Raw genomic sequence first — 24,926 nt, forward strand, 5'->3', positions numbered from 1 at the left:
ATGTGCTTCGAGAAGTAATACCATATTTAGATTCGCGCGGGCGAAAAAAAACCCGCCGGCTCTGTCGAGGGGCGGGCTTTTTCGCGACAGCGGGGATTACGCTTCGCGCGAGGCCTTCTTGCGCTCGTGTTCCTTCAGGAAGCGCTTGCGCAGACGGATCGATTTCGGGGTGATTTCCACCAGTTCGTCGTCGTCGATGAATTCAACGGCGTATTCCAGCGACATCTGGATAGGCGGCACCAGGCGCACGGCCTCGTCGGTGCCCGACGAGCGCACGTTGGTCAGCTGCTTGCCCTTGATCGGGTTCACGACCAGGTCGTTGTCGCGCGAGTGGATGCCGATGATCATGCCTTCATACACGGGGTCGTTGTGGACCACGAACATGCGGCCGCGATCCTGCAGCTTCCAGATCGCGTAGGCCACGGCGGCGCCGTCGTCCTGCGAGATCAGCACGCCGTTGCGGCGGCCGCCCAGTTCGCCCTTGGTGTTGTCGACCGGAGCGTAGGCGTCGAACACGTGGCTCATCAGGCCGGTGCCGCGGGTCAGGGTCATGAACTCGCCCTGGAAGCCGATCAGGCCGCGGGCTGGAATGCGGTACTCGAGGCGCACGCGGCCCTTGCCGTCCGATTCCATGTTCTGCAGGTCGCCGCGGCGGCGGCCCAATTCTTCCATCACGCCGCCCTGGTTGACCTCTTCCACGTCGACGCTCAGCTGCTCGTACGGCTCGTGGCGCACGCCGTCGACCATCTTGAACACCACGCGTGGACGGGACACGGCCAGCTCGAAACCTTCGCGGCGCATGTTTTCCAGCAGGATGGTCAGGTGCAGCTCGCCGCGGCCCGACACTTCGAACGTGGTGTCGTCGTCGGTCGGCGCGACGCGCAGCGCGACGTTGGCCTTCAGTTCCTTGTCCAGACGGTCGCGCAGCTGGCGCGAGGTCACGAACTTGCCTTCGCGGCCGGCCAGCGGCGAGTTGTTGACCATGAAGTTCATGGTCAGGGTCGGTTCGTCGACGGTCAGCATCGGCAGCGCGTCCGGGAAGTCCGGTGCGCAAACGGTCGAGCCGATGCCGATTTCGTCGATACCGTTGATCAGGATGATGTCGCCGGCGACGGCTTCGTCCACCAGCACGCGCTCCAGGCCCTTGAAGTTCAGCACCTGGTTGATGCGGCCTTTTTGCGGGGTCGAATCGGGACCGTTCAGGAACACCACGTCCTGGCCGGCCTTGACACGGCCGCGCGAAACGCGGCCGATGCCGATCTTGCCCACGTAGGACGAGTAGTCCAGCGAGGTGATTTGCATCTGCAGCGGACCGTCCGGATTGTCGTCGCGGACTGGAACGTGTTGCAGGATGGCGTCGAACAGTGGCTTCATGTCGCCGTCGCGCACTTCCTCGGTCAGGCCGGCGTAGCCGTTCAGGCCCGAGGCGTAGACGATGGGGAAGTCCAGCTGCTCGTCGGTGGCGCCCAGCTTGTCGAACAGTTCGAAGGTCTGGTTGATGGCCCAGTCGGCGCGCGCGCCCGGACGGTCGATCTTGTTGACGACGACGATGGGCTTCAGGCCCAGGGCCAGCGCCTTGCGGGTCACGAAACGGGTCTGGGGCATCGGGCCCTCTTGCGCGTCGATCAGCAGCAGCACCGAGTCCACCATCGACAGCACGCGCTCGACCTCGCCGCCGAAGTCGGCGTGGCCAGGGGTGTCGACGATGTTGATGTGGGTGCCTTCGTATTCGACGGCGCAGTTTTTCGACAGAATCGTAATGCCGCGCTCTTTCTCGAGGTCATTCGAGTCCATCACGCGGGTGTCGACCTGCTGGTTTTCACGGAAGGTGCCGGATTGGCGCAGCAGCTGGTCCACGAGGGTCGTCTTGCCGTGGTCAACGTGGGCGATGATGGCGATATTGCGAATTGCGCGTTTAGTATTAGACATAGTCGTTGTAATTACAGAAAAACTGCGGAGGCACTAGGATGTGCGAGACTGGAACCCACTAGTATAGCATGTTGCAGCGCAACCCCGAAAAAAAGCTGACAGGCGGGCTGAGCCCCATTTGGGGCCAGGCCCCAAATGGGGCTCAGCCCGCTTATTGCTGCGCGGCGGCGATCAGGCGTTCGGGGGCGAGGATGGCGTATTCGCCCAGCTGGCCGGTGCCGAGCAGCTTGGCGCCCAGGTAGACGCGCACGCGGCCCGGCAATTCCGCCAGGTCGGGCACGGCGACCGCCGGCTCCTTGCCCAGCGGCAGGCGCTGCCCCTGCAGGAAGCGCTTCGCCAACTCCTCGGTCAAGGCCACGGCGGGGAAGGACGACAACAAGGCGTCGACCGGGGCCAGCAGCTCCAGCGGCGCGGGATGCGCGGCCACCTGCTCCAGCGTGACCACGTCCGTCATCGCCAGGTCGCCGACCTGGATGCGGCGCAGCGCGTTCAGGTGCGCGCCGCAGCCCAGGGCCGCGCCGATGTCCTCGCCCAGCACGCGGATGTAGGTGCCCTTGCTGCACTTGACTTCCAGCTTCAGGAACGGCGCCTCGTAGTCGACGAATTCGAGCTTGTGGATGACGACGGGGCGCGCCTCGCGCTCCAGCGTCACGCCGGCGCGCGCGTATTCGTACAGCGGTTTGCCGTCGCGCTTGAGCGCGGAGTACATGGGCGGCACCTGGTCGATCGGGCCGCGGAAGCGTTCCAGCACGGCTTCGATCCGCTCGCGCGTCACGTCCACTTCGCGCGACTCGACGATCTCGCCCTCGGTGTCGCCGGTGTCGGTGCGCTGGCCCAGGTGCACGGTGGTCAGATAGGTCTTGTCGGCCTCCAGCAAGTCCTGCGAGAACTTGGTGGCCTCGCCGAAGCACAGCGGCAACAGGCCGGTGGCGAACGGGTCCAGCGTGCCGGTGTGGCCCGCCTTCTTCGCGTTCAGCATGCGCTTGGCCTTGATCAGCGCGTCGTTGCTGGACAGCCCGACCGGTTTGTCGAGCAGCAGCACGCCGTCCACGAGATCGCGGACGCGTTTCACTTTCGCTTGATTCATTCCGGCTTGTCCGCGCCTTCGCCGGCCGATGCCTCGTCGTCCAGCGCGCGGGTGGCGTTGGCCTGGTCGATCAGCGCCGACATCTGCATGCCGCGCGCGGCCGAGGTGTCGTGGATGAAGTGCAGCGCCGGCAGCGTGTGGATGTGCAGGCGCTTGCCCAGCATGTTGCGCAGGTAGCCGGCGGCGGCGTGCAGGCCGGCCAGCGTGTTCTTCACCGATTCCGCGTCGTCCTTCAGCATCGTGAAGTAGATCTTGGCGTGCGCGTAGTCCGGCGTCAGCTGGACCTCGGCCAGCGTGATCATGCCCACGCGCGGGTCTTTCAGTTCGAACGCGATCAGTTCGGACAGGTCTTTCTGGATCTGGTCCGCCACGCGCAGGCCGCGCGCGGGGATGGTTTTGCTATGTTTTGCCATGATGTCTTACCAATAAGATGTAAAACCGGGGTCAGACCACGATTCCTGGGCAATATTGCCTGGAAAACGTGGTCTGACCCCGGTTTTGGAGCCAGCGGCCGCGATTACAGCGTACGGGCGATTTCCTGCACTTCGAACACTTCCAGGGTGTCGCCAACCTGGATGTCGTTGTAGTTCTTCAGCGACAGACCGCATTCCAGACCGGCGCGCACTTCCTTCGCGTCGTCCTTGAAGCGCTTGAGCGAGTCGATCTCGCCGGTCCACACCACGATGTTGTTGCGCAGCAGGCGGACCGAGGAAACACGCTTGACCACACCGTCGGTGACCAGGCAGCCGGCGATCGCGCCGACCTTGGACACCAGGATGACCTGGCGCACTTCGACCTGGCCGGTGATCTGTTCGCGCTTCTCCGGTGCCAGCATGCCCGACAGCGCGGCCTTCACCTCTTCGATCGCGTCGTAGATGATGTTGTAGTAGCGGATGTCCACGCCGTTCGATTCGGCCAGCTTGCGCGCCTGCGCGTCGGCGCGGGCGTTGAAGCCGATGATGACCGCTTTCGAGGCCACCGCCAGGTTGACGTCCGACTCCGTGATGCCGCCCACCGCCGCGTGCACAACCTGCACCCGCACTTCGGAGGTCGACAGTTTCTGCAGCGACGACACCAGCGCCTCCTGCGAACCCTGCACGTCGGTCTTGACGATCAGCGGCAGGTTCTTCACCTCGCCCTCGGCCATCTGGTCGAACATGTTCTCCAGCTTGGCGGCCTGCTGCTTGGCCAGTTTCACGTCGCGGAACTTGCCTTGACGGAACAGACCGATTTCACGCGCCTTGCGCTCGTCGGCCATGACCATGACTTCCTCGCCGGCGGCCGGCACTTCGGTCAGGCCCTGGATTTCGACCGGGATCGACGGACCGGCTTCGGCCACCGATTTGCCGTTCTCGTCCAGCATGGCGCGCACGCGGCCATACGAGGAACCCGCCAGCACGACGTCGCCGCGCTTCAGGGTGCCCGATTGCACCAGGATCGTCGCGACCGGGCCGCGGCCCTTGTCCAGACGGGCCTCGACCACCAGGCCGCGCGCGGGCGCCTCGACCGGCGCTTTCAGTTCCAGCACCTCGGCCTGCAGCAGCACTTGCTCCAGCAGCTCGTCGATGCCCTGGCCGGTCTTGGCGGACACCGGCACGAACGGCGAATCGCCGCCGTATTCTTCCGGCACCACTTGTTCCGAGATCAGTTCCTGCGTCACGCGCTCCAGGTTGCCGCCCGGTTTGTCGATCTTGTTGATCGCCACCACCAGCGGCACGCCGGCCGCTTTCGCGTGGGCGATCGCTTCCTTCGTCTGCGGCATCACGCCGTCATCGGCCGCCACCACCAGGATCACGATGTCGGTCGCTTTCGCGCCGCGCGCACGCATTGCCGTGAACGCCTCGTGGCCCGGGGTATCCAGGAAGGTGATGATGCCGCGCGGCGTTTCGACGTGGTAGGCGCCGATGTGCTGCGTGATGCCGCCGGCTTCGCCCGACGCCACCTTGGCGCGGCGGATGTAATCCAGCAGCGAGGTCTTGCCGTGGTCGACGTGGCCCATGACGGTCACGACGGGCGCGCGCGGGGTGGCCTCGAAGTGGGCGTGTTCGCCCTGGTCGGCCAGCAGCGCCTCCGGATCGTCCTCGGCGGCGGGGTGGGCCTTGTGGCCCATCTCTTCCACCAGGATCATCGCGGTTTCCTGATCCAGCACCTGGTTGATGGTGCACATCTGGCCCAGCTTCATCAACTGCTTGATGACCTCGGACGCCTTGACGGACATCTTGTGCGCCAGTTCGGCCACGGTGATGGTCTCGGGAACGTGCACGTCCTTGACGATCGCCTCGGTCGGGGCCTGGAAATTCGTTTCGCGGTCGTCCGCGTGCGAATTGCCGCGGCGGCCGCCACGGCCACCGCTGCGCCAGCCGTCGCGGCCCGCGCTGGCGCCGCCGGAGTTGCCGCGGCCCTTGGTCGCGCCGCCCGGGGCGCCGCGCTTCTTGGCGTCGTCCTGCCAGGTCGACGACACATTGGCCGACTTGATCGATTTCTTGTCGCCGGCGGCGGGCTTCTTGTCGCCCGGCTTGTCGGTGGCGGGCTTCTTGTCGGCCGGCTTGTGCAGCGTGCCTTCCGGAGCCTTGGCCTTGACGGCCACCGGCGCGGGGGTCGGCTCGGGAGCCTTCACCACGCGGCGCGGCGCGTTCATCATGGCCTTGATCTGGGCCACTTCGTCGGCCACGGCCTGGCGCGCGCGCTCGGTGGCGGCGGCGCGTTCGGCGGTTTCCTTGGCGGCCTGCTCGGCCGCCTTCTTGGCTTCCTCGGCGGCGGCGGCCTTCTTGGCCTCGGCGGCGGCGTCGACCACCGGCGCGGGGGCGCTGGAGGCCGGCTTGTCGGCGGCCTTCTTCGCCTCGGCGATCCTCTTGGCCTCGGCGTCGGCGGCCTTCCTGGCTTCAGCCTCGGCGGCTTTCTTCGCCTCGGCGTCGGCGGCGGCCTTCTCGGCGTCCAGCTTGGCCAGGCGCTCCTGCTTCTCTTTCAGCTCGGCCTCCTGGCGCGCGATCAGCTCGGCCTGGCGGCGTTGCTCTTCCTCGCGGCGCGCGTTCTCGGCGGCGTCCACCACGGGGGCGGCCGGCGCGGCGGGCGCTGCCACCGGTTCGTCGCGCTGGACGAAGGTACGCACCTTCTTCACGGCCACCTGGATGGTGCGCGATTTGCCGGTCGAATCGGCCTGCTTGATCTCGGTGGTTTCCTTGCGGGTCAGCGTGATCTTCTTCTTTTCCGTGTCCGCAGCCGCGCCGTGGGTGCGACGCAGATGTTCCAGCAACTTGTCCTTATCATCTTTCGACAATGGATCTGACGTCGAACTCTTTTCGACGCCAGCAGAACGCAGCTGCGTCAGCAGCAAATCTGCAGGCATCTTCAGTTCGGTGGCAAATTGGGCTACGTTGTTACTCGCCATTCAGTCCTCTTTTCTATGTGTCGCGGAGATGATAAAGATACTCAAATTATGCCTTTGCGGATTCGGCCGTCGACCATGCTTTGGCCTGCAGGCCTTTGGCGCGGTCGTCGTACTTCGAGTCAACCAACTTCATCTCATCGTCGGTCACATCTTCAAATTCACTTGCAATCAGTGCACGGGCGCGGTCGGCGGACAGCGCCAGGATGGCGCCGAATTCGTCGTAGGCCAGTGCGGCAAAAGCTTCCACGGTCTTGATACCAGCCAGACCCAGCTTGCCGGCGGTGATGCGGTCCATGCCTTCCAGACCAACCAGCGCCTCGTCCATGCCTTCCAGACCTTCTTCCGAAGCGATCGCCTCGGTCACCAGCGCATCGCGTGCGCGGGTCCGCAATTCATTGACGGTATCCTCGTCGAACGCGTCGATCTCCAGCATCTCGGAGATCGGCACGTAGGCGATTTCTTCCAGGCTGGCAAAGCCCTCTTCCACCAGGATGTCGGCCACTTCCTGGTCGACGTCCAGTTTTTCCATGAACAGCGCGCGGATCGCGGCCGTTTCCTGGGCTGCCTTGTCGGCCGATTCCTCGGCCGTCATGATGTTGATCTTCCAGCCGGTCAGATCGGCGGCCAGGCGCACGTTCTGGCCCGAGCGGCCGATGGCGATCGCGAGGTTTTCCTCGTCCACCACCACGTCCATCGCGTGCTTTTCCTCGTCGACCATGATCGACGAGACGTTGGCCGGGGCCAGCGCGCCGATCACGAACTGGGCCGGATCCTCCGACCACAGCACGATGTCCACGCGCTCGCCGCCCAGCTCGCCGGTCACGGCCTGCACGCGCGAACCGCGCATGCCGACGCAGGTGCCGATCGGGTCGATGCGCTTGTCGGCCGTGTAGACGGCGATCTTGGCGCGCACGCCGGCGTCGCGGGCGGCGGATTTAATCTCCAGCATGCCCTGCTCGATTTCCGGCACTTCCAGCTCGAACAGCTTCATGATGAACTCGGGCGCGGTGCGCGACAGGATCACCTGCGGGCCGCGCATATTGCGGTCCACGCGCAGGATGAAGGCGCGCACGCGGTCGCCGATGCGCAGGTTCTCTTTCGGGATCATCTGGTCGCGCGGCAGGCGCGCCTCGATCTTGCCCGATTCGACGATCGCGTCGCCGCGTTCCATGCGCTTGATGGTGCCGGTCACCAGCGCGTCGCCGCGCTCCAGGAAATCGGCCAGGATCTGTTCGCGCTCGGCGTCGCGCACGCGCTGCAGGACCACCTGTTTGGTGTCCTGGGCGAAGCGGCGGCCGAATTCAACGGACTCGATCGGCTCCTCGATGTATTCGTCGACCTCGATGTCGGGAATCTGTTCCTTGGCTTCGAACAGCAGCACTTCCTGGTCGGGCAGCTGCAGGCCGGCCTCGTCGGGCACCACGTGCCAGCGGCGGAAGGATTCGAACTCGCCGGAATCGCGGTCGATCGAGACGCGGATATCGACCTCGCCTTCGTAGCGCTTCTTCGTGGCTTGCGCCAGCGCGAATTCGAGCGCTCCAAAGACCACGTCCTTGTCGACGTTTTTTTCACGCGCCAGCGCGTCCACCAATAACAAAACTTCGCGACTCATGCTTTGCGTCCCTTAAAATCCACCTGCGGCACCAAACGTGCCTTATCCATATCGGCGAGCGTAAACTCCAACAGCGCCGGACCATCTTTACCTTCAAATTCCAGCGCCAGCATGTCGCCCTGCGGTTCGTGCAGGATGCCCTGATAGGTACGGCGGTTGGCCGTATCGGGCAAGGCGACTTTCAGCTTGACGATGGCTTCGCTACCGGCGAAGCGAACGAAATCGGCCATCTTGTTGAGCGGCCTGTCCAGGCCGGGCGACGAGATTTCCAGACGTTCGTAGTTGACGTTCTCGACCGTCAGCACATGGCTCAGCTGATGGCTGACCGTGGCGCAGTCTTCTACCGTGATCGGACCTTTTTCGGCCGCGTCTTCCGCCGAGAAATCGATATACACGCGCAACAGTCCGCGCTCGGCCCGTTCAACCTCAACCAGCTCATAGCCCAGACCGGAGACGGTCTTTTCAATTAGTTCCGGCAGTTGCAAGAAATTCTCCAGATCAAAACCCGACTTCGCGGGCCACTAAAAACGGTTCACCAAAAAAAAAATGGGCATTTGCCCATCTTCTTGTACTTCCAACCAGATGAAAGCAGTCTCAGCATCAATCACTGCGATAACTTTTCCTTTGGTTTGCCATTATAACTGCAACTTGATTTCGCTGCAATGCCACATACCATATCGGACGGGCTTACAACAGTTCAATTGCGGCTATTTTCGCGAAATACCCAACCTAAAACCGGGGACAGACCCGCGATCCGCGTCCTCTGCCCCTGGTCGCAGCGTGGCGCGGAGGGTCTGTCCCCTCGGCCCGCGGCGGTGGCGAATCAACCCTTGCGGCGGCGCGGCATGCCGTGGTCGGTCGCGCCGCCACGCGGCTGGCCGCCGCGGCGCGGGGCGCCGGCGTTGGCGAAGCCGAACGTGGTTTGCAGCGGGTCCGGCTGGCGCGGACCGCGCGGGCCCTTGCCCGGGCCGCCCTGTCCCTGTCCACCCTGACCGCCGCCTTGGCCGCGTCCCGGTCCACCGGCGCCGCCGGCGGCCTGGCCGCCCGGACGGCCGGAACCCGGACGTCCCGAACCGCCACCCGGACGGCCGAAGCCGCCGCCTTGGCCGGCGCCGAAGTACGAGCCCTGGCCCTGGCCACGCGGACCGCGCGGCTGCTGCGGGAACGGATCGGCGTTCTTGTTGCTGACGTCCATGCGGTTGCCGTTCGGCTCGTTGTCCTCGCGTTCGCGCTTGAACTTCTGGTTGCCGCGCTGGCCCTGGCCGCCCTGCGCCGGAGCGCCCTGGACCGGACGGCCCTGCGGACCGCCCTGCTGGCCTTGCGGACGCTTCTGGCCGCCGCCCTGCTGCTCGCCGGGTTGCTTCTTCTCGACGCCGTAGGCGGCCAGCAGGTCGCGCACGGTATTCTCTTCCATCTCTTCCCAGCGGCCGCGTTTCAGGTCGCTCGGCAGGGTCATCGCGCCGTAACGGGTGCGGATCAGGCGCGACACGGTCAGGCCGACGGCCTCGAACATGCGGCGCACCTCGCGGTTGCGGCCCTCGCCGATCACCACGCGGTACCACTTGTTGATGCCCTCGCCTCCACCGTCGGCGATCTTGGAGAACTGCGCCACGCCGTCTTCCAGCTCGACGCCGGCCAGCAGCTTCTGGCGCATGCCCTCTTCCAGCGTGCCCAGCGTGCGCACCGCGTACTCGCGGTCGATGTTGTAACGCGGGTGCATCAGGCGGTTGGCCAGGTCGCCGGAGGTGGTGAACAGCAGCAGGCCCTCGGTGTTGAAGTCCAGGCGGCCGATGGCCAGCCATTTGCCGGCCTTCATGGTCGGCAGGCGGTCGAACACGGATGGACGGCCGTCCGGATCGTCGTGGCTGACGATCTCGCCGGCCGGCTTGTGGTAGACCAGCACGCGCGGCGGCTTCTTGCTCACCTTGCGCTGGATCAGCTTGCCATTGATGCGCACGGCGTCGGCCGGCAGGATGCGCTGGCCGATGTGGGCCGGCTCGCCATTGACCGACACGCGGCCGGCGATGATCAGGTCTTCCATGTCGCGGCGCGAGCCAAGGCCGGCCTCGGCCAGCACCTTGTGCAGTTTCGGCGCGTCGTCGTCGGAGGTCAGGTCGCGGCGCACGGCCTTGGCCGGCTGGCGGCCCTTCGACGGCTCGTCGCTGTCGAAGGCGTCCGAGGTCACGTAGGAGAAGGCGGCGTCGGCATCGTTGAGCGGCTGCTTGCCCTTGTTGCCGAAGGCGCCAGGCACGCGCGGCTGCTGCGGTTTTTTCTTCTTGTTCTTGCCGCGGCCCTGCTCCTGGCGCGCGCCTTGCGCGTCGCCCTCGGCGGCGGCGCCGGCTTCGGCGGCCGGCGCGGCGTCGACCGGCGCGGCGACCGGACGGGGCGGCTGCATCGCCTCGCGCACGGCGCGCTGCTCACGCATCTGGCGCGGACCGCGCGGACGGCGGCCGTCGGCGCGCTCGGCCTGGTCGCCGGCCGCCGGGGCGGCTTCGCCGATCACGGTGGCGGCGGGTTGGACGGCTGGCGCGTCGCCGGCCGGGGTTGCGTCGGCGGACTTGGCTTTCTTGGCGCGGGGCGCCTTGGCTGGGGAGTCGGCGGCGTCGGCTGGCTTGGCGGCGCGCGGCCCGGGGGCTTGACCCTCGGCACCAACGTCGGCGGCCTTGGCGACCGCGTCGGCGGGCTTGGCGGCGCGTGGCGCGGCGGTTTGGCCTTCAGCGGCGGCCACGGAGACCGGCGCCTCCGGCTTGGCGGCGGGGGCGGCTGCAACCGGCGCCGCGGCTGGCGTGGCGTCCGCGGCTGGCGCGGCGGCTTTGCGGGTCGCGGCTGCCGGGGACTTGCGCGCGACGGTCTTGGCGGCGGCGGGCGCGGCGTCCGCGGTGACGGACTGCGCGGCTGGCGCCTCGGCCGCGGGGGCGGCGCCTTCGGCGGCGGCCTTGACCGGCTTGGCGCGCGGTTTTTTCACGGGCGCCGGGGCATCGGCGGCGGAACTGTCGGCTGGAGCGGCGGCGCCGTCCGCCGAAGCGGCGGCCTTGGCCTTGCGTTTGGGCTTGGGCGTCTCGCCCTCCGCCAGCGCGCTCAGCGCGGGGGCCGCGCCGGCATCGGCTTCGATCTGGGCTTTGGTGCGGCGCTTGGGTTTGGCTACCGCGTTCGCGGCCACGTCCGCGGCAGGGGCGCCGGCGACAGTCTCTTGGGTATCAGGTTTGTTCATTATTCATTTCTTGGTTGGGCTCAGCGTCAACCGTCATTTCTGGCGCAGCGGCGTGAGTCGTTGCCTCGTCGAGGCGAGCTGCTTGGCCGGCATCCGGGCTGATTGCGGCGTCCGCCCCAGCCATCTCGCTACCTTGACCAGCATGTTGCGCGGCAGATTGCGCCGCTTTCTCAAAATTCTCTTGCAGGGCCGCTTCCAGCGCCTCCATATCCGGAGGTCCGCCCCGCATATCGCTGATTTGCTGCAGTGGCGGCAGCTGGGACAGCGAGTTCAGCCCAAGGTCATCCAAAAACTGCTTGGTGGTGCCCAGCAAGGCCGGGCGTCCCACCACGTCGCGGTAGCCGATCGCGTCGACCCAGCCGCGGTCCTCCAGCATCTTGATCGTCTGCGAGTTCACGGCCACGCCGCGGATCTCCTCGATGTCGCCGCGCGTCACCGGCTGGCGGTAGGCGATGATCGCCAGCGTTTCCAGCGTGGCCCGCGAATACTTCGGCGGCTTCTCGGGATGCAAACGATCCATGTACAGCTTCATTTCGGGCCGGCTCTGGAACCGCCACCCGCTGGACAGGCCCACCAGCTCGACGCCGCGTTCCGTCCAGTCCTGCCTTATTTCTTCCAGCAATGTCTTGATCGTGTCCGAGCCCACGCCGTCATTGCGTGGCCGGCCCTGGCTGTCGACTTCGACAAAGAGCTTCTTCAGACTGTGTATCGACAATGGCTCATGCGCGCATAGCAAAGCGGTTTCGAGGACCTTTTTCGCCTCAACTGTATTCATATAGCGAGTTGTGTTTGCAATTACATGCAAGAAGAGCGCCCGGGCCGATGCGCGCTGGGCAGGAGCACTACTGGATAGAGGAGAAATGTTTTCGGGCGAAAACCGGCGCGGACCAGCCGTAAAAATGAAGCCGTTTCATCCAACTGCGGCAATTGTACCTGATAAAACGCTGGCCGGGACATTTTGTCCCGGCAACAGAAACGGGATCAGGCCGACAGCAGTCGTTCCGACAGGATTGCCGAAACACCCACGAAAGCGGGATATTGGGCCGTGATGACATAGGTGGGAATGCGGCCCAGGTAGCCAGAGAAGCGGCCTTTCGCCTCGTAGCGGGCGCGGAAGCCGGAGCGGTCGAAACGGGCGCCCAGGCGCGGGACGATGCCGCCGCCTATATAAATGCCGCCCTGCGCGCCCAGCGTGACGCCGAGGTTGCCGGCGACGGTGCCCAGCATGCGGCAGAACGCCTCCACCACCTCGTCGCACAGCGCGCATTCGCCGTCCAGCGCGCGGCGCACGATTTCCGGCACGGCGATCTCCTCCCTCGCCACGCCCTTGTGATGGCACAGCGCGCGATAGATCAGCTCGATGCCGACGCCGGACATGAACCGCTCGGCCGAGACGTGCTCGAACTCGGTCCAGGCGTACTGCAGGATCGCCACTTCCAGCGGATCGACCGGCGAGAAACTGGCGTGGCCGCCCTCGCTCAGCAGCGCGGTCCAACCTTCCGCCTTGCCTGCGCGCATGTTCGGAATCAGGCCGGACACGCCCAGGCCGGTGCCGGCGCCGATCAGGCCCAGCGGCGCGCCCGCTTGCGGCACGCCCCCGCCCACCTGGCGCTTTTGCTCGTCCGACAGGAAAGGCAGGGAACTGGCCAGCGCCGTGAAGTCGTTCACCACCACCAGCACGTCGAACCCGCACTCCTTGCGCAGCGCCTCGATCGAGAATTCCCAATGGTGGTTGGTCATGCGCACGCAGTCGCCCGTGACGGGGTTGGCGATCGCGATCGCGCCGTGGCGGATGCCGCCACCGGCCACGGCGGCCACCTCGGGCAGCGCCAGATAGGCGCGCAGCGCGTCGGCGATGGTGGCGTAGTCGCCGCAAGCCAGCACATTGATGAAATCGATTTCACCAGGCGCAAGCTCCAGCGCGAAACGCGCGTTCGTACCACCAATGTCCGCCAGCAAACGCGGGCCACCCGGGAAGCCGGAAATCAGGGGGGAAGTAGGCTGGGCTGTCATGATCGTGAAAAAAAAGTTGAGGCTCAAGCTTACGGATTTCTTGGCTTGGACGCAAGCCTTGTTTGTAGTTTTAGTACAATATCGCACGATCGTGCTACAGAAATTAATGTGTTGCAAGATTTTATAGGTAGTATGACTACCGTCCAAAAGCAAAAAAACCCCGGCCTGGACCGGGGTTTTCTGAGCGGCCGCGCGCGGCGCGTACGGGCGTCAGCTCGCCATGCTGGGCACGGTGCCCTCCTCGCCGCGCGGACGCCGCAGTTCGTGGGCGAAGGCCGAGTTCCAGGCCTCCAGGCCGCCGTGCAGCGGCTTGGCGTGGGTATAGCCGCTGGCCATCATCTGCTTGGCGACGTGCGCGGCGGTCACGTCGTTGGGGCAACTGCAATAGACGATGATGCGCGTGTCCTTGGGCAGCGCGGCGATCACGCCCATGGGGTCGCCGTTCACCAGCAGCGCGCCGGGAACCGGCGGGTCCAGCGATTGCGCGGTGGCGCTGCGCGCGTCCACCATCACGAGGTCGTGGCCCTCGGACAGCAGCTGCCTCAGCTCGTCCACGGTGACGCGCTCCATCTGCACCGCCCGCTGGAAGCGCTTGCGCTCCACGTACTTGAACAGCACAAACAGCGTCAGCAAGGCGCCCAGCACCATCAGCGCGGTGCCGCCCATGGTGGCCAGGATGTCCAGCACCTGGTCTATGCTCTGGTGGAAATAGGCGCCGATGGCGATGCCGCTGCCGCTCCAGATCAGCCCGCCCGGCACGCTGAAGCCGAGGAAGCGGGGATAGCTGGTGCCCATGGCGCCGGACATCGGCGGCGCGATGGTGTTGAAGCCCGGGATGAACTTGGCCACCAGCAGCGATTTCGGGCCCCAGCGGCGGAAATTATCCTCGGTCTGGCTGACGCAATAGTCGGGCGACAGGGAGATGCGGCACAGCAGCTTGAGGATGCGCCGGCCGTAGCGGCGGCCCGCGCGGAACCAGAAGAAGTCGCTGATGGAACAGGCCAGCAGCGCGGCGCCGAGGATGCCGCCCCAGTGCAACTGGCCGGTGACGGCCAGCGCGCCCGAGACGATCAGCAGCGGGAAGGCGGGAATCGGCAAGCCCATCTGCTCGATCAGGACTATGGCAAAGACGATGAAGACGCCGTATTCCTGCAGCAGTGTAAGTAGATTCGCCATGATTACGCTATCTTATCCGATTTCACCGGGTATCGCCGCCAGCAGCGCCCTGGTGTAGGGGTGCGCCGGATTGCGGTACAACTCGTCCGAGTCGGCCAGCTCCACCACCTCCCCCTGGTGCATGACCATCACCTGGTCGGCGATGTATTTCACCACCGACAAGTCGTGCGAGATGAAGATGTAGGACAGGCCGAACTCGTCCTGCAAATCCTGCAGCAGGTTCAGCACCTGCGCCTGCACCGACACGTCCAGCGCGGAAACCGACTCGTCGCACACCAGTATCTCGGGTTTCATGGTCAAGCAGCGCGCGATCGCGATGCGCTGCCGCTGGCCGCCAGAGAACTCGTGCGGATAGCGGTGGAAGGCCTGCGCCGGCAGGCCCACCTTTTCCAGCAGCGCGTGGGCCGCCCGCGTGCGCTCGGCGTCGTCGGCGCCGATGCGGTGCAGCCGCATCGGCTCCAGCAGGATCTGCCCCACCGTGAAGCGCGGGTTCAGCGACGCGTACGGGTTCTGGAAAATGATCTGGATGCGGCGCTTGTAGGCCATGTATTCGCGGGCCGGCATGGAGATCAGGTCCCTGCCCTCGAACAGCGCGGTGCCGCCGGTGGCTTGGTGCAGGCGCAGCAGGGTCAGGCCCACGGTGGTCTTGCCGGAACCTGACTCGCCGACCACGCCCAGCGTCTTGCCGCGCGCCAGCTTGAAGGACACGTTCTTCATCGCCTGGAATTCGCGCTTGCCGAACAGGCCCTCGCGGAAGTAGAAGCTCTTGCTGAGCTTGTCCACCACCAGCACGTGCTCGTCGTCGGGCGAGCTGCCGCGCGCGCGCTGCCGGCCCGGCGGCATGTCCGCGCCGGCTTGCCCGCCGGTCTGCGCTCCGGCTTCCGCGTCCTTCATATAGTCGCCGATCACCGGCAGCCGCCATGGCCGCCGGTCCAGCGACGGCCGGCAGTGCAGCAGCGCGCGGGTGTATGCGTCCGCGGGCTGGACCAGCACCTGCGCGGCGGCGCCGCTTTCGCGCACCTCGCCATGGCGCATGACGACCACGTGGTCGGCGATCTCGCCCACCAGGCCGAGGTCGTGCGTGATGAACAGCACCGACATCTGGTGCTTTCTTTGCAGCCGCGCGATCAATTCCATGATCTGTTTCTGGATCGTCACGTCCAGCGCGGTGGTGGGCTCGTCCGCGATCAGCAGCTTGGGCTCGCAGGCGATCGCCATCGCGATCATCACGCGCTGCTGCTGGCCGCCGGACATCTGGCTGGGATAGGCGTCGATCTTGCGCTCCGGGTCGGGGATGCCTACCTCGTCCAGCAGCGCCAGCGCGCGCGCCCTCGCCTGCCGCCGGTTCATGCCCATGTGCTGGCGCAGCACCTCGCCGATCTGATAACCGACCGTGAACACCGGGTTCAGCGAGGACATCGGTTCCTGGAAGATCATCGAGACGTCCTTGCCGCACATGGCGCGCCGCTGGGCGGCGTCCAGTTTGAGCACATCCCGGCCGTTGAACAGGATGGCGCCGGCCGGATCGATAATGGTGCTGTCCGCCGGCAGCAGGCCCATCACGGCCAGCGAGCTGACCGACTTGCCGCTGCCCGATTCGCCCACCAGCGCCACCGTGCTGTTGCGGGGCACGGTGAAGGAAATCCCCTTGACCGCCTCGAAGGTGGTCTTCTTGTCGAGCCGGAAGGCGACGCGCAGGTCGCGCACTTCAAGGATGGCGTCCATGCTCATTTCACTTTCGGGTCGAGGGCGTCGCGCAGCGCGTCGGTGAACAGGGAAAAGGCGGTCACCAGCACCGCCATCGCGCCGGCGGCGGCGGCCAGCTGCCACCATTTGCCCAGGATCAGCTCGTTCTGCGCCTCGTTCAGCATGGAGCCCCAGCTGACCACGCCCACCGGCACGCCGAAGCCGAGGAAACTCAGGATGACCTCGGCCTTGATGAAGCCCACCACCAGGATGGACAGCTGCACCAGCGCCACGTGGCTGACGTTGGGAAAGATGTGGGAGAACATCTTGCGCCAGTGGGAGGCGCCAATGGCGTCCGCCGCCATCACGTATTCGCGCGCCTTGTGCTTGATGTATTCGGCGCGGATCAAGCGGTAGGGGCCGGTCCAACCCGTCAAGCCGAGGATCAGCACGATGGTCAGCACGCCTTTTTGCTGCAGCACGGCCGCCACCGTGAGGATCATCAGGATCGAGGGGATGGAGGTGAAGATGTTGTAGAACCAGTTGAAGAAGTCGTCGACCAGGCCGCCGTGGTAACCGGAGACGGCGCCGAACAGCGTGCCCAGCCCCACCGCCACCAGCGCGGCCACCAGGCCCACGACGACGGAGGTTTCCGCGCCCTTGATGGTTTTCTTGACGATGTCGTGGCCCCACTTGTCGCCGCCGAAGGGCAGCGTGGGACGGCGCTCGGCGGGCGCCGCGCCCTGGCCGCCGCCCTGGCCCAGGGACGCGCGCAGCTCGGCCATGTCGGCGGCCAGCGGATCGGGCACACCGTCGGCGGCCGCGCCGGCGGCGGGCGCTTGCAGTTGCGCGATGTCGTCGGCGAGCGGGTCGAATTCATTGGCCGGTGGCGGTTCCTGGCGGGCTGCGCTGCGCTTACCCCGCCCTACGGTATCCGGCGGTTGATCGGCCGCCGCGCCCGCCTGCGCGGTAAACGACGGCGGCGCGTAGTTGACACCCACCTCCTCCTCCCAGTCCGCCGCCACCAGCCCGCTGGCCGACAGCGCCAGCATCAGCAGGAAGGCGCTCACCACCGCCAGCGACGCCATGGCGACGCGGTCCGCGCGCATGCGCCGCCAGGCGAGCGTCCACAGTCCGGGCGCGGCTAAACTAGTCTGCATCGATATCCCTTACTTCAGTTGCACGCGCGGATCGACCGCCTGGTACATCAGGTCGGTGAGCAGGTTGAAGACCATGGTGGCGGCCGCGACATACACGGTGATCGCCTTGATCACCGGGAAATCGCTGCGCTCCACCGCCAGGATCACCTCCCGGCCTATGCCCGGGATGCCGAAGAAGCGCTCCAGCAGGAAGGCGCCGATCAGCAGCGCCGGCAAATTGGCCATCACGTGCGTGATGATGGGGATGGCCGCGTTGCGCAGCACGTGCACCCACATCACGCGGCGCTCGCTGAGCCCCTTGGCGCGCGCGGTGCGCACATAGTCCTGGCTCGCCTCGTCCAATACAAAGCTGCGGTACAGCCGCAGCGTGGGCGCGATCGACACCGCCAGGCCGATCAGGATGGGCAAGGCGGAATAGCGCAGCAGGTTCTCCCAGAAGCCCTCGCCCCAGCCCTGTACCGGAAACAGCCCCAGCTTGTAGGCGAAGCCATACTGGAACACGATGATGTAGACCAGGATGGAGATCGACATGCCCACCGTGCACGCCACCATCACGGCGCGGTCGGTCAGCGAGCCGCGCACGAAGGCGATGGCCAGCGCCAGCGCGATGCCGATCGCCGTTTCCAGCACCGTCAGCGGCACCAGCACCGTCAACGACGGTCCCAGCCGCGTGGTGATGATGCCCGCCACCGATTCGCCCGTGGCCCAGCTCTGGCCGAAGTCGAAGGTGACGATCTGCTTCAGGAAGATACCCAGCTGCACGTGGTACGGCTGGTCCACGCCCAACTGGCGGCGGATGTTGGCGATGCCCTCGGCGCTGGACATCTTGCCGGCCAGGATATAGGCCGGGTCGCCGCCCACCCAGTTAAACAGCAGGAACACCAGCAGCACCACGCCCAGCATGGTGGGGAGCATCTGCCACAGGCGGCGCAATATATAAGCGGTCATGCGTAGGTTCCCCGATTCGAATACGGAGAGCCGGCTCCGGGTGCCGACATCTTAATGGCTGGACCTGGCGCCAGCAAGCCGCATTCATCCGTTGATCCCGCGCAATACCCGATCACACCAACTTGGTTACAAATCGGCCCGATCGGGGGCGCCGGACCGATAAATCCACGCCGCAAGGCCACAGAAATTCAGGCGCAAAAATTTAACAAATCCAGTGCATCTACGCGCATTTCCACGCAAATAGTCGTCATCCATCCCGGAACGGCTGTGAGAAATCAGCCTGTTTTTTCAATGCCTGACACAATACGCAATTTTGCGAAAGTGCCGCACGACCGTGCGTTGTATCTACGCACATTCAACATTTCATTATTGACATCACTCCCGCCCGGATGGTTACATCAGTGGCTTCGAGAATAATATTTCTTGAAAGAATGCCTTCGCGGCCAGTGCCTACCCGGCCTCAAACTGGCCCTGGCTATAAGAATTGTTCGCAAGTTTTTTTGGGAGTTTTGGCAATGATGAAAGAAACTGTAATGTCCCGTTCGGTCCGCCTGGTGTGCGCGGGCGGCCTGCTGGGCCTGGGTCTGATGGCGCAGACCGCGCTGGCGCAGACCGCCGACCAGCCCATGCAACGCGTGGAAGTGACGGGTTCGTCGATCAAGCGGCTGGTGTCCGAAACGGCCAACCCGCTGACCGTGTTCAAGGCGGAAGATTTCGTCAAGCAGGGCTTGACCACCGCCCAGGAAGTGCTGGACCGCATTCCCTCGAACAGCTCGAGCTACAGCGCCGGCAACACCGTTGGCGGCAACAGCTCCGGCCTGCCGACCGGCGGCCAGGCCAGCGCCGACCTGCGCGGCCTGGGCGGCGACAAGACGCTGGTGCTGCTGAATGGCCGCCGCATCGCCAACCACCCGTACGACGGCGCCTCCGTCGACCTGAACATCATCCCGGTCTCGGCCCTGGAACGCGTGGAAGTGCTGCGCGACGGCGCCTCCGCCATCTACGGCACCGACGCGATCGGCGGCGTGATCAACTTCATCACGCGCCGCTCGGTGCAAGGCACCACCATCACCGCCGAGGCGATCCTGCCGCGCAAGGTCGGCGCCGACGAGAAACGCGTCAACATCTCGTCCGGCTTCGGCGACCTGGACAAGGACGGCTTCAACGTCTGGGGCGTGTTCGACTACCACAAGCTGGACATCCTGACCTCGCAGCAGCGCGAATTCTCCAAGACCGGCGTGATCCCGTCGCGCGGCCTGAACCTGACCTCGGGCACCACCTTCCCGGGCAACTTCTTCGACCCGGGCTCCAACATCACCGGCAACCCCGGCCGCGCCACCGGCTGCGACGCGCCGTTCTCGCTGCCGATCGGCGGCGGCGGCACCTGCCGCCAGGATTACACCCGCCTGATCGACAACCTGCCCGCGCAGGAACAGACCGCCTTCTTCGGCAAGGCCACCTTCAAGATCAACAACGACCACCAGGCGACCATCGAGTACCTGCACGCCGAGAACGACGTGCTGTCGCACACCGCGCCGCCGCCGCAAACCGGCCTGACCCTGCCGCGCACCAGCAAATACTACCCGGGCAACTCGGGCGGCGTGCCGGCGATGGCCGGCCTGTCCGGCCAGCCGCTGTCCGTCAACTGGCGTCCGACCGAGGCCGGCCAGCGCGAGATCAACTCCATCGGCGCGGCCGACCGCCTGAGCATCGGCGCCGAGGGCCTGCTGGGCGCGTGGGACTACAAGACCGCGTTCACGCTGTCGGAAAGCCGCTCGGCCGAGTGGTTCACCGGCGGCTACGTGCAGGATTCCGGCTTCGCCGCCGGCGTGGCCAACGGCATCCTGAACCCGTTCGGCAAGCAGGACGCCGCCGGCAAAGCCTACCTGGACAGCGTCGCCCTGCGCGGCAAGGTGCAGGACGGCAAAACCCGCAACACCGGCATCGACTTCAAGGCCAGCCGCGAGCTGATGGACCTGGCCGGCGGCAAGATGGGCGTCGCCGTCGGCGGCGAACTGCGCCGCGAGGAAGCCGACTTCTTCGTCAACCGCGACATCGCCAGCCAGGCTGCCAGTTCCGGCCTGTCCGGCTCGCAATCGACCTCCGGCTCGCGCACCATCAAGGCCGTGTTCGCCGAGGTGAACCTGCCGCTGATCAAGGACCTGGAAGTCCAGTTCGCCACCCGCTTCGACGATTACAGCGACGCCGGCAACACCACCAACCCGAAACTGGGCGTGCGTTACCAGCCCAGCAAGCAGGTAGTGCTGCGCGGCTCGGCCTCGACCGGCTTCCGCGCGCCGACGCTGTTCGAGAAGAACGCGCCGCAATCGAAAAACGACACCAACAACTCGTACAACGACCCCATCCTGTGCCCGGGCGGCGTGCCGTCGTCCAACCCGATCACCAACCCGCTGCGCGACTGCGACCTGCAACAGTTCAAGCTGCAGGGCGGCAACCCCAACCTGAGCCCGGAAAAGTCGAAGACCTTCGCCTTCGGCATCGTGCTTGAGCCGATCCCACAGGCGACCCTGGCGGTCGACTACTGGAACATCAAGCTCAAGGACAAGATCAACGCGCTGCCGGAAGAGACGATCTACGGCAACTACGCGAAATACCAGGACCGTTTCATACGTAACGCCGACGGTTCGCCGTTCGCGATCCTGGACCTGAAGGAAAACCTGGGCAAGGTCAACACCGACGGCGTGGACGTCAGCCTGACCCTGCGCTCGGGCGCCACCTCCTGGGGCAACCTGACCTTCTCGCTGGACGGCACCTACGTCCACAAATACGAGTACCAGGACGAGCGCGAAGGCCCGTTCACCCAGAACGTGGGCCGCTACGCCGCCAACAACCCGGTGTTCCGCTGGAAGCACAACGCGGTGATCGGCTGGCGCATGGGCGTGTGGAGCGCGTCGCTGGCGCAGTCGTTCAAGACCGGCTACACCGACCAGAACCTGGACATCCCGGCCCAGTTCCTGAACGAGGTGCCGTCCTACAGCCTGTGGAACCTGTCCGCCACCTACACCGGCATCAAGGGCCTGTCCCTGACCGGCGGCGTGAAGAACCTGCTGGACAAGGAACCGCCGTTCTCCAACCAGGGCACGCTGTTCCAGAAGGGCTACGACCCGCGCTATACCGACCCGGTCGGCCGCTCGCTCTACCTGCGCGGCAGCTATTCCTTCTAAGCGCCCTGTAGACGCCTAGGTGGAACCCGAAGATGCCGCCGGCGCAAGCCGGCGGCATCTTCGTTTAACGCTTCGCAAACGGCGCCGATCGGGACAGACGGTCACTCGCTTTTGTCGTAAAAAAGTAACGTTCCATTACCACCAAAGCATCATTTACAAATTGCCACAAAGCTTGAAGCGCCTTGTTTACAGGCTTTTTCAGGCCTTCAAGCGAACTGGGCTTTTGACCTGATATTCACCGATGTTGCCCGTCTTTTAGGCCCTTCTTCGCGTAAGTCGCGAAAAAGCCTGGACCGCCCCGACCAGTGAAAAACGACCCTTGTTGTTCAAGAGCTTTAATTTTCCAGATTGACATCAAGGTACGCGGATGATTTCATAAGCCCTGAGAAAACTTTTGCCGTTTTTTCAATGATGTCCCACAAGGCATCAGGTGGATAAAAACAAATCAACGCGGATGCAAGCACCCGTTTGTTAAAAGCTTTACATTGGGAGTTCTAAAAAATGATGATGGAAACAGTGTTGTCTCGTTCCGTACGTCTGATCTGCGCCGGCGGCGTGGCATTGGGCATGCAGGCAGCCTATGCACAGGAAGCCCCTATGCAGAAGGTGGAAGTTACCGGCTCGCGCATCCCGACCGCAAACATCGAAGGCACCAGCCCAGTTACCGTACTGGGTGCGAAAGACATCAAAACCGACGGCGTGCGCAACGTCGAAAGTCTGCTGAATAACCTGCCACAGGTCTTCGCCGACCAGGGCGGCAACGTGGTCAACGGCTCGACCGGTACCGCGACCGTCAACCTGCGCGGTCTGGGCGCCGAGCGCACGCTGGTGCTGGTCAACGGCAAGCGTATGCCGATGGGCTCGCCATCGAACGTGGCGGCCGACTTGAACCAGATCCCGGCACCGCTGATCAAGCGCGTCGAGGTGCTGACCGGCGGCGCGGGCGCCGTCTACGGTTCCGACGCCGTGTCCGGCGTGGTCAACTTCATCATGAACGACCGCTTCGAGGGCGTTCAGCTGGAAGCGAACATCGGCGGCTTCAACCACTCGCAAAAAGGCGGCAGCGTCGCCAAGCTGGTGGAAACCCGCGGCGCGACCAACCCGTCGCAGTTCAAACTGCCGGGCGACAAGGGCTTCGACGGCAAGTCGAAGGACGCCAGCCTGCTGGTCGGTAGCAACTTCGCCGACAACAAGGGTAACGCCACCCTGTTCTTCAGCTACAAGAACGAAGACGCGCTGCTGCAGGCCGACCGCGACTTCTCCGCTTGCACGGTCAGCTCCAACGCCACCGGCTTCGCTTGCGGCGGTTCGGGCACCAACGCCACCGGCCGTATCGCCAGCCTGGAATCGGCCGGCATCTCCAAAGGCAAGATCCTGACGATCGCCGACGCCAACGGCACCGCGCGCCCATTCAACAACGCGCTGGACCAGTACAACTTCGGCCCGATCAACCACTACCAGCGTCCTTCCGAGCGCTATGGCTTCAACGGCACCGTCCACTACGACGTGAACGACAAGATCCGCCTGTACTCGGACTTCTCCTTCCACGACGACCGCACCGTGGCGCAGATCGCCCCGGGCGGCATGTTCGACGGCGTGGCCGTGCTGCGCAACGACAACCCGTTCCTGTCGCAAAGCATCAAGGACCAGCTGGGCATCACCCCGACCACGACCACCGAAGTGTCCATCCTGCGCCGCAACGTCGAAGGCGGCGGCCGCCAGTCCGAATACCGCAACAGCTCGTACCGCGAACTGTTCGGCGTGAAAGGCGAAGTCGGCGGCTGGAACTACGACATCTACGGCCAGTCGGCCAAGGTGATCTACTCGCAGAGCGAATCGAACTACTTCTCCAGCACCCGCGTACAGCGCGCCCTGGACGTGGTCAACGTCAACGGCGTGGCGACCTGCCGCTCCGTGGTCGACGGTTCCGATCCGGCCTGCGTACCGTACAACGTGTACAAGCTGGGCGCGATCACCCCGGCGATGCTGGCCTACCTGCAGATCCCCGGCATGCGCAAGGGCTCGACCGAGCAGCAGATCCAGGGCGCGACCATCGCCTCCGACCTGGGCGACTACGGCATCAAGGTGCCGGGCCACAGCAGCGGCGTGGGCGTGTCGTTCGGCGCGGAACACCGCAAGGAAAAACTGGAACTGATGACCGACGCCGCCACCCAGGCCGGCGACCTGTCCGGTTCGGGCGGCCCGACCGGCGGCGTGGTTGGCCAGTACTCGGTGAAGGACGTGTTCGGCGAGATGCGCATTCCGCTGATCGAGAACAAGCCGTTCGCCGACAAACTGGAAGCCAACGCGTCCTACCGTCACTCCAGCTACAGCACCGGCAACAAGGCCAACACCTTCGGCGTGGGCCTGGACTGGGCGCCACTGAAGGAAGTGCGTTTCCGCGGTTCGTACCAGAAGGCCGTGCGCGCGCCTAACCTGATCGAACTGTACACCCCACAGGGCAACAACCTGTTCGACATGGACGCCGATCCATGCGCCGGCGACACCCCGAGCGCGTCCCTGGCCGCTTGCCAACGCACCGGCGTCACCGCCGCGCAGTACGGCAACATCCAGGACAGCCCAGCAGGCCAGTACAACTACCTGCAAGGCGGCAACACCAACCTGAAGCCTGAGACCGCCAAGTCGAAGACCTTCGGTGTGGTGCTGACCCCGATGCGCAACCTGAGCGTGACGATCGACTACTTCGATATCCAGGTGGAAGACACCATCGACATCATCGATCCGGCCACCTCGCTGTCGAAGTGCCTGGCCACCGGCGACGCGCGCTTCTGCTCGCTGATCAAGCGTGACCGCACCGGCTCCCTGTGGCTGTTCGACGATGCCAAGATCACCGGCACCCAGCAGAACATCGGCAGCACCGGCACCACCGGTATCGACGTCGGCGCCAACTACGTGCAGCGCATCGGCGCCTACGGCTCGGTTGGCTTCAACTTCGCCGGCACCTACCTGCGCAAGCTGGAAACCGAAGAGATCAAGGGCGAAGGCGTGTACGACTGCGTGGGCTACTACGGTCCGAACAAGTGCGAACAGCCCAACCCGAAATGGCGTCACAAGATCCGCGCGAACTGGAACACCCCATGGAACGTGGATCTGGCTGTGACCTGGCGTCACATCGACAAGGTGCAACTGCAGAACCTGAGCAGCAACCCGCTGCTGAGCGGCGCGTCGAACCCTGTCGATCGTGAACTGGGCCAGCGCGACTACATGGACCTGTCGGCGTCGTACAACATCACGAAGAAGATCTCGCTGTCCGGCGGCATCAACAACGTGTTCGACCGCGATCCTCCTCTGACCTCGCAACTGGCCACCGGCCAGGGCAACGGCAACACCTACCCATCGGTCTACGATGCGCTGGGCCGCCGCCTGTTCATGACGATGACCGCCAAGTTCTAATTCTTTAGAACCCGGCAAGAACGGCACCTTCGGGTGCCGTTTTTTTATGCCCGAAAAAAGGGGTCAGGTTCGGTATTAAAAAAATACCGAACCTGACCCCTTTTTTGGGCACCAAAA

15 protein-coding genes are annotated in these 24,926 nt (G+C 65.0%); 2 read left to right on the top strand and 13 right to left on the bottom strand.

Annotated features, from left to right (window positions below):
- Window positions 1-96 precede the first annotated feature (96 nt).
- The 13 genes from typA to BM436_RS26725 all read right to left on the bottom strand — a co-directional run bounded on the left by typA (window position 97) and on the right by BM436_RS26725 (window position 18,210).
- Window positions 97-1,929, bottom strand: coding sequence for a translational GTPase TypA (gene typA / locus BM436_RS26665; RefSeq protein WP_093558570.1), 1,833 nt, complete (start codon window positions 1,927-1,929; stop codon window positions 97-99).
- Between the two features lie 151 nt (window positions 1,930-2,080).
- Window positions 2,081-3,016, bottom strand: a complete 936-nt coding sequence (gene truB, locus BM436_RS26670; RefSeq protein ID WP_093558571.1) for a tRNA pseudouridine(55) synthase TruB — start codon at window positions 3,014-3,016, stop codon at window positions 2,081-2,083.
- Window positions 3,013-3,429 (bottom strand): 30S ribosome-binding factor RbfA, encoded by a 417-nt coding sequence (gene rbfA, locus BM436_RS26675; RefSeq protein WP_093558572.1) that lies wholly within the window; start codon window positions 3,427-3,429, stop codon window positions 3,013-3,015. Before rbfA ends, truB begins: the two co-directional genes overlap by 4 nt.
- A 104-nt stretch (window positions 3,430-3,533) precedes the next feature.
- The gene (infB, locus tag BM436_RS26680; RefSeq protein ID WP_093558573.1) at window positions 3,534-6,404 is read right to left on the bottom strand and encodes a translation initiation factor IF-2; all 2,871 of its coding nucleotides are present in this window, start codon (window positions 6,402-6,404) and stop codon (window positions 3,534-3,536) included.
- Between the two features lie 46 nt (window positions 6,405-6,450).
- Window positions 6,451-8,016 carry a transcription termination factor NusA gene (gene nusA / locus BM436_RS26685; RefSeq protein ID WP_093558574.1) on the bottom strand — a complete coding sequence of 522 codons (1,566 nt, stop codon included), beginning with the start codon at window positions 8,014-8,016 and terminating at the stop codon, window positions 6,451-6,453.
- Entirely contained in the window at window positions 8,013-8,501 is a 489-nt protein-coding gene (rimP, locus tag BM436_RS26690) for a ribosome maturation factor RimP (protein ID WP_093558575.1), read from the bottom strand. The genes nusA and rimP overlap by 4 nt, the downstream gene beginning before the upstream one ends.
- 338 nt (window positions 8,502-8,839) lie before the next feature.
- A complete protein-coding gene (locus BM436_RS26695; protein WP_093558576.1) occupies window positions 8,840-11,227 on the bottom strand; it encodes a pseudouridine synthase in 2,388 nt (795 codons plus the stop codon).
- Entirely contained in the window at window positions 11,214-12,002 is a 789-nt protein-coding gene (gene scpB, locus BM436_RS26700) for an SMC-Scp complex subunit ScpB (protein WP_093558577.1), read from the bottom strand. Before scpB ends, BM436_RS26695 begins: the two co-directional genes overlap by 14 nt.
- A gap of 206 nt (window positions 12,003-12,208) precedes the next feature.
- Window positions 12,209-13,240, bottom strand: coding sequence for a glucokinase (locus BM436_RS26705; protein WP_093558628.1), 1,032 nt, complete (start codon window positions 13,238-13,240; stop codon window positions 12,209-12,211).
- A gap of 210 nt (window positions 13,241-13,450) precedes the next feature.
- Complete coding sequence (locus BM436_RS26710) at window positions 13,451-14,416, bottom strand: VTT domain-containing protein (protein ID WP_093558578.1); 966 nt, start codon at window positions 14,414-14,416, stop codon at window positions 13,451-13,453.
- 12 nt (window positions 14,417-14,428) lie between these two features.
- Complete coding sequence (locus tag BM436_RS26715; protein WP_371859678.1) at window positions 14,429-16,141, bottom strand: ABC transporter ATP-binding protein; 1,713 nt, start codon at window positions 16,139-16,141, stop codon at window positions 14,429-14,431.
- Window positions 16,142-16,143: 2 nt separating this feature from the next.
- Complete coding sequence (locus tag BM436_RS26720) at window positions 16,144-17,262, bottom strand: ABC transporter permease (RefSeq protein ID WP_093558580.1); 1,119 nt, start codon at window positions 17,260-17,262, stop codon at window positions 16,144-16,146.
- A 9-nt stretch (window positions 17,263-17,271) separates the two neighbouring features.
- The gene (locus BM436_RS26725) at window positions 17,272-18,210 is read right to left on the bottom strand and encodes an ABC transporter permease (RefSeq protein ID WP_093558581.1); all 939 of its coding nucleotides are present in this window, start codon (window positions 18,208-18,210) and stop codon (window positions 17,272-17,274) included.
- A gap of 533 nt (window positions 18,211-18,743) precedes the next feature.
- On the opposite strand from BM436_RS26725, the gene BM436_RS26730 reads away from it, so the two are divergent.
- Window positions 18,744-21,395 (top strand): TonB-dependent receptor, encoded by a 2,652-nt coding sequence (locus BM436_RS26730; protein WP_229490753.1) that lies wholly within the window; start codon window positions 18,744-18,746, stop codon window positions 21,393-21,395.
- A gap of 597 nt (window positions 21,396-21,992) precedes the next feature.
- Window positions 21,993-24,809: a TonB-dependent receptor domain-containing protein gene (locus BM436_RS26735; protein WP_229490754.1), complete on the top strand. Its 2,817-nt coding sequence runs from the start codon at window positions 21,993-21,995 to the stop codon at window positions 24,807-24,809.
- Window positions 24,810-24,926 lie beyond the last annotated feature (117 nt).

The organism is Pseudoduganella namucuonensis, assembly GCF_900116645.1.
GTDB lineage: Bacteria > Pseudomonadota > Gammaproteobacteria > Burkholderiales > Burkholderiaceae_D > Rugamonas > Rugamonas namucuonensis.

Coding starts and splice junctions, on each gene's coding strand:
- typA (WP_093558570.1), bottom strand. CDS start 1,929: ATGTCTAATACTAAACGCGCAATTCGCAATATCGCCATCATCGCCCAC.
- truB (WP_093558571.1), bottom strand. CDS start 3,016: ATGAATCAAGCGAAAGTGAAACGCGTCCGCGATCTCGTGGACGGCGTG.
- rbfA (WP_093558572.1), bottom strand. CDS start 3,429: ATGGCAAAACATAGCAAAACCATCCCCGCGCGCGGCCTGCGCGTGGCG.
- infB (WP_093558573.1), bottom strand. CDS start 6,404: ATGGCGAGTAACAACGTAGCCCAATTTGCCACCGAACTGAAGATGCCT.
- nusA (WP_093558574.1), bottom strand. CDS start 8,016: ATGAGTCGCGAAGTTTTGTTATTGGTGGACGCGCTGGCGCGTGAAAAA.
- BM436_RS26695 (WP_093558576.1), bottom strand. CDS start 11,227: ATGAACAAACCTGATACCCAAGAGACTGTCGCCGGCGCCCCTGCCGCG.
- scpB (WP_093558577.1), bottom strand. CDS start 12,002: ATGAATACAGTTGAGGCGAAAAAGGTCCTCGAAACCGCTTTGCTATGC.
- BM436_RS26705 (WP_093558628.1), bottom strand. CDS start 13,240: ATGACAGCCCAGCCTACTTCCCCCCTGATTTCCGGCTTCCCGGGTGGC.
- BM436_RS26710 (WP_093558578.1), bottom strand. CDS start 14,416: ATGGCGAATCTACTTACACTGCTGCAGGAATACGGCGTCTTCATCGTC.
- BM436_RS26715 (WP_371859678.1), bottom strand. CDS start 16,141: ATGGACGCCATCCTTGAAGTGCGCGACCTGCGCGTCGCCTTCCGGCTC.
- BM436_RS26720 (WP_093558580.1), bottom strand. CDS start 17,262: ATGCAGACTAGTTTAGCCGCGCCCGGACTGTGGACGCTCGCCTGGCGG.
- BM436_RS26725 (WP_093558581.1), bottom strand. CDS start 18,210: ATGACCGCTTATATATTGCGCCGCCTGTGGCAGATGCTCCCCACCATG.
- BM436_RS26730 (WP_229490753.1), top strand. CDS start 18,744: ATGTCCCGTTCGGTCCGCCTGGTGTGCGCGGGCGGCCTGCTGGGCCTG.
- BM436_RS26735 (WP_229490754.1), top strand. CDS start 21,993: ATGCAGAAGGTGGAAGTTACCGGCTCGCGCATCCCGACCGCAAACATC.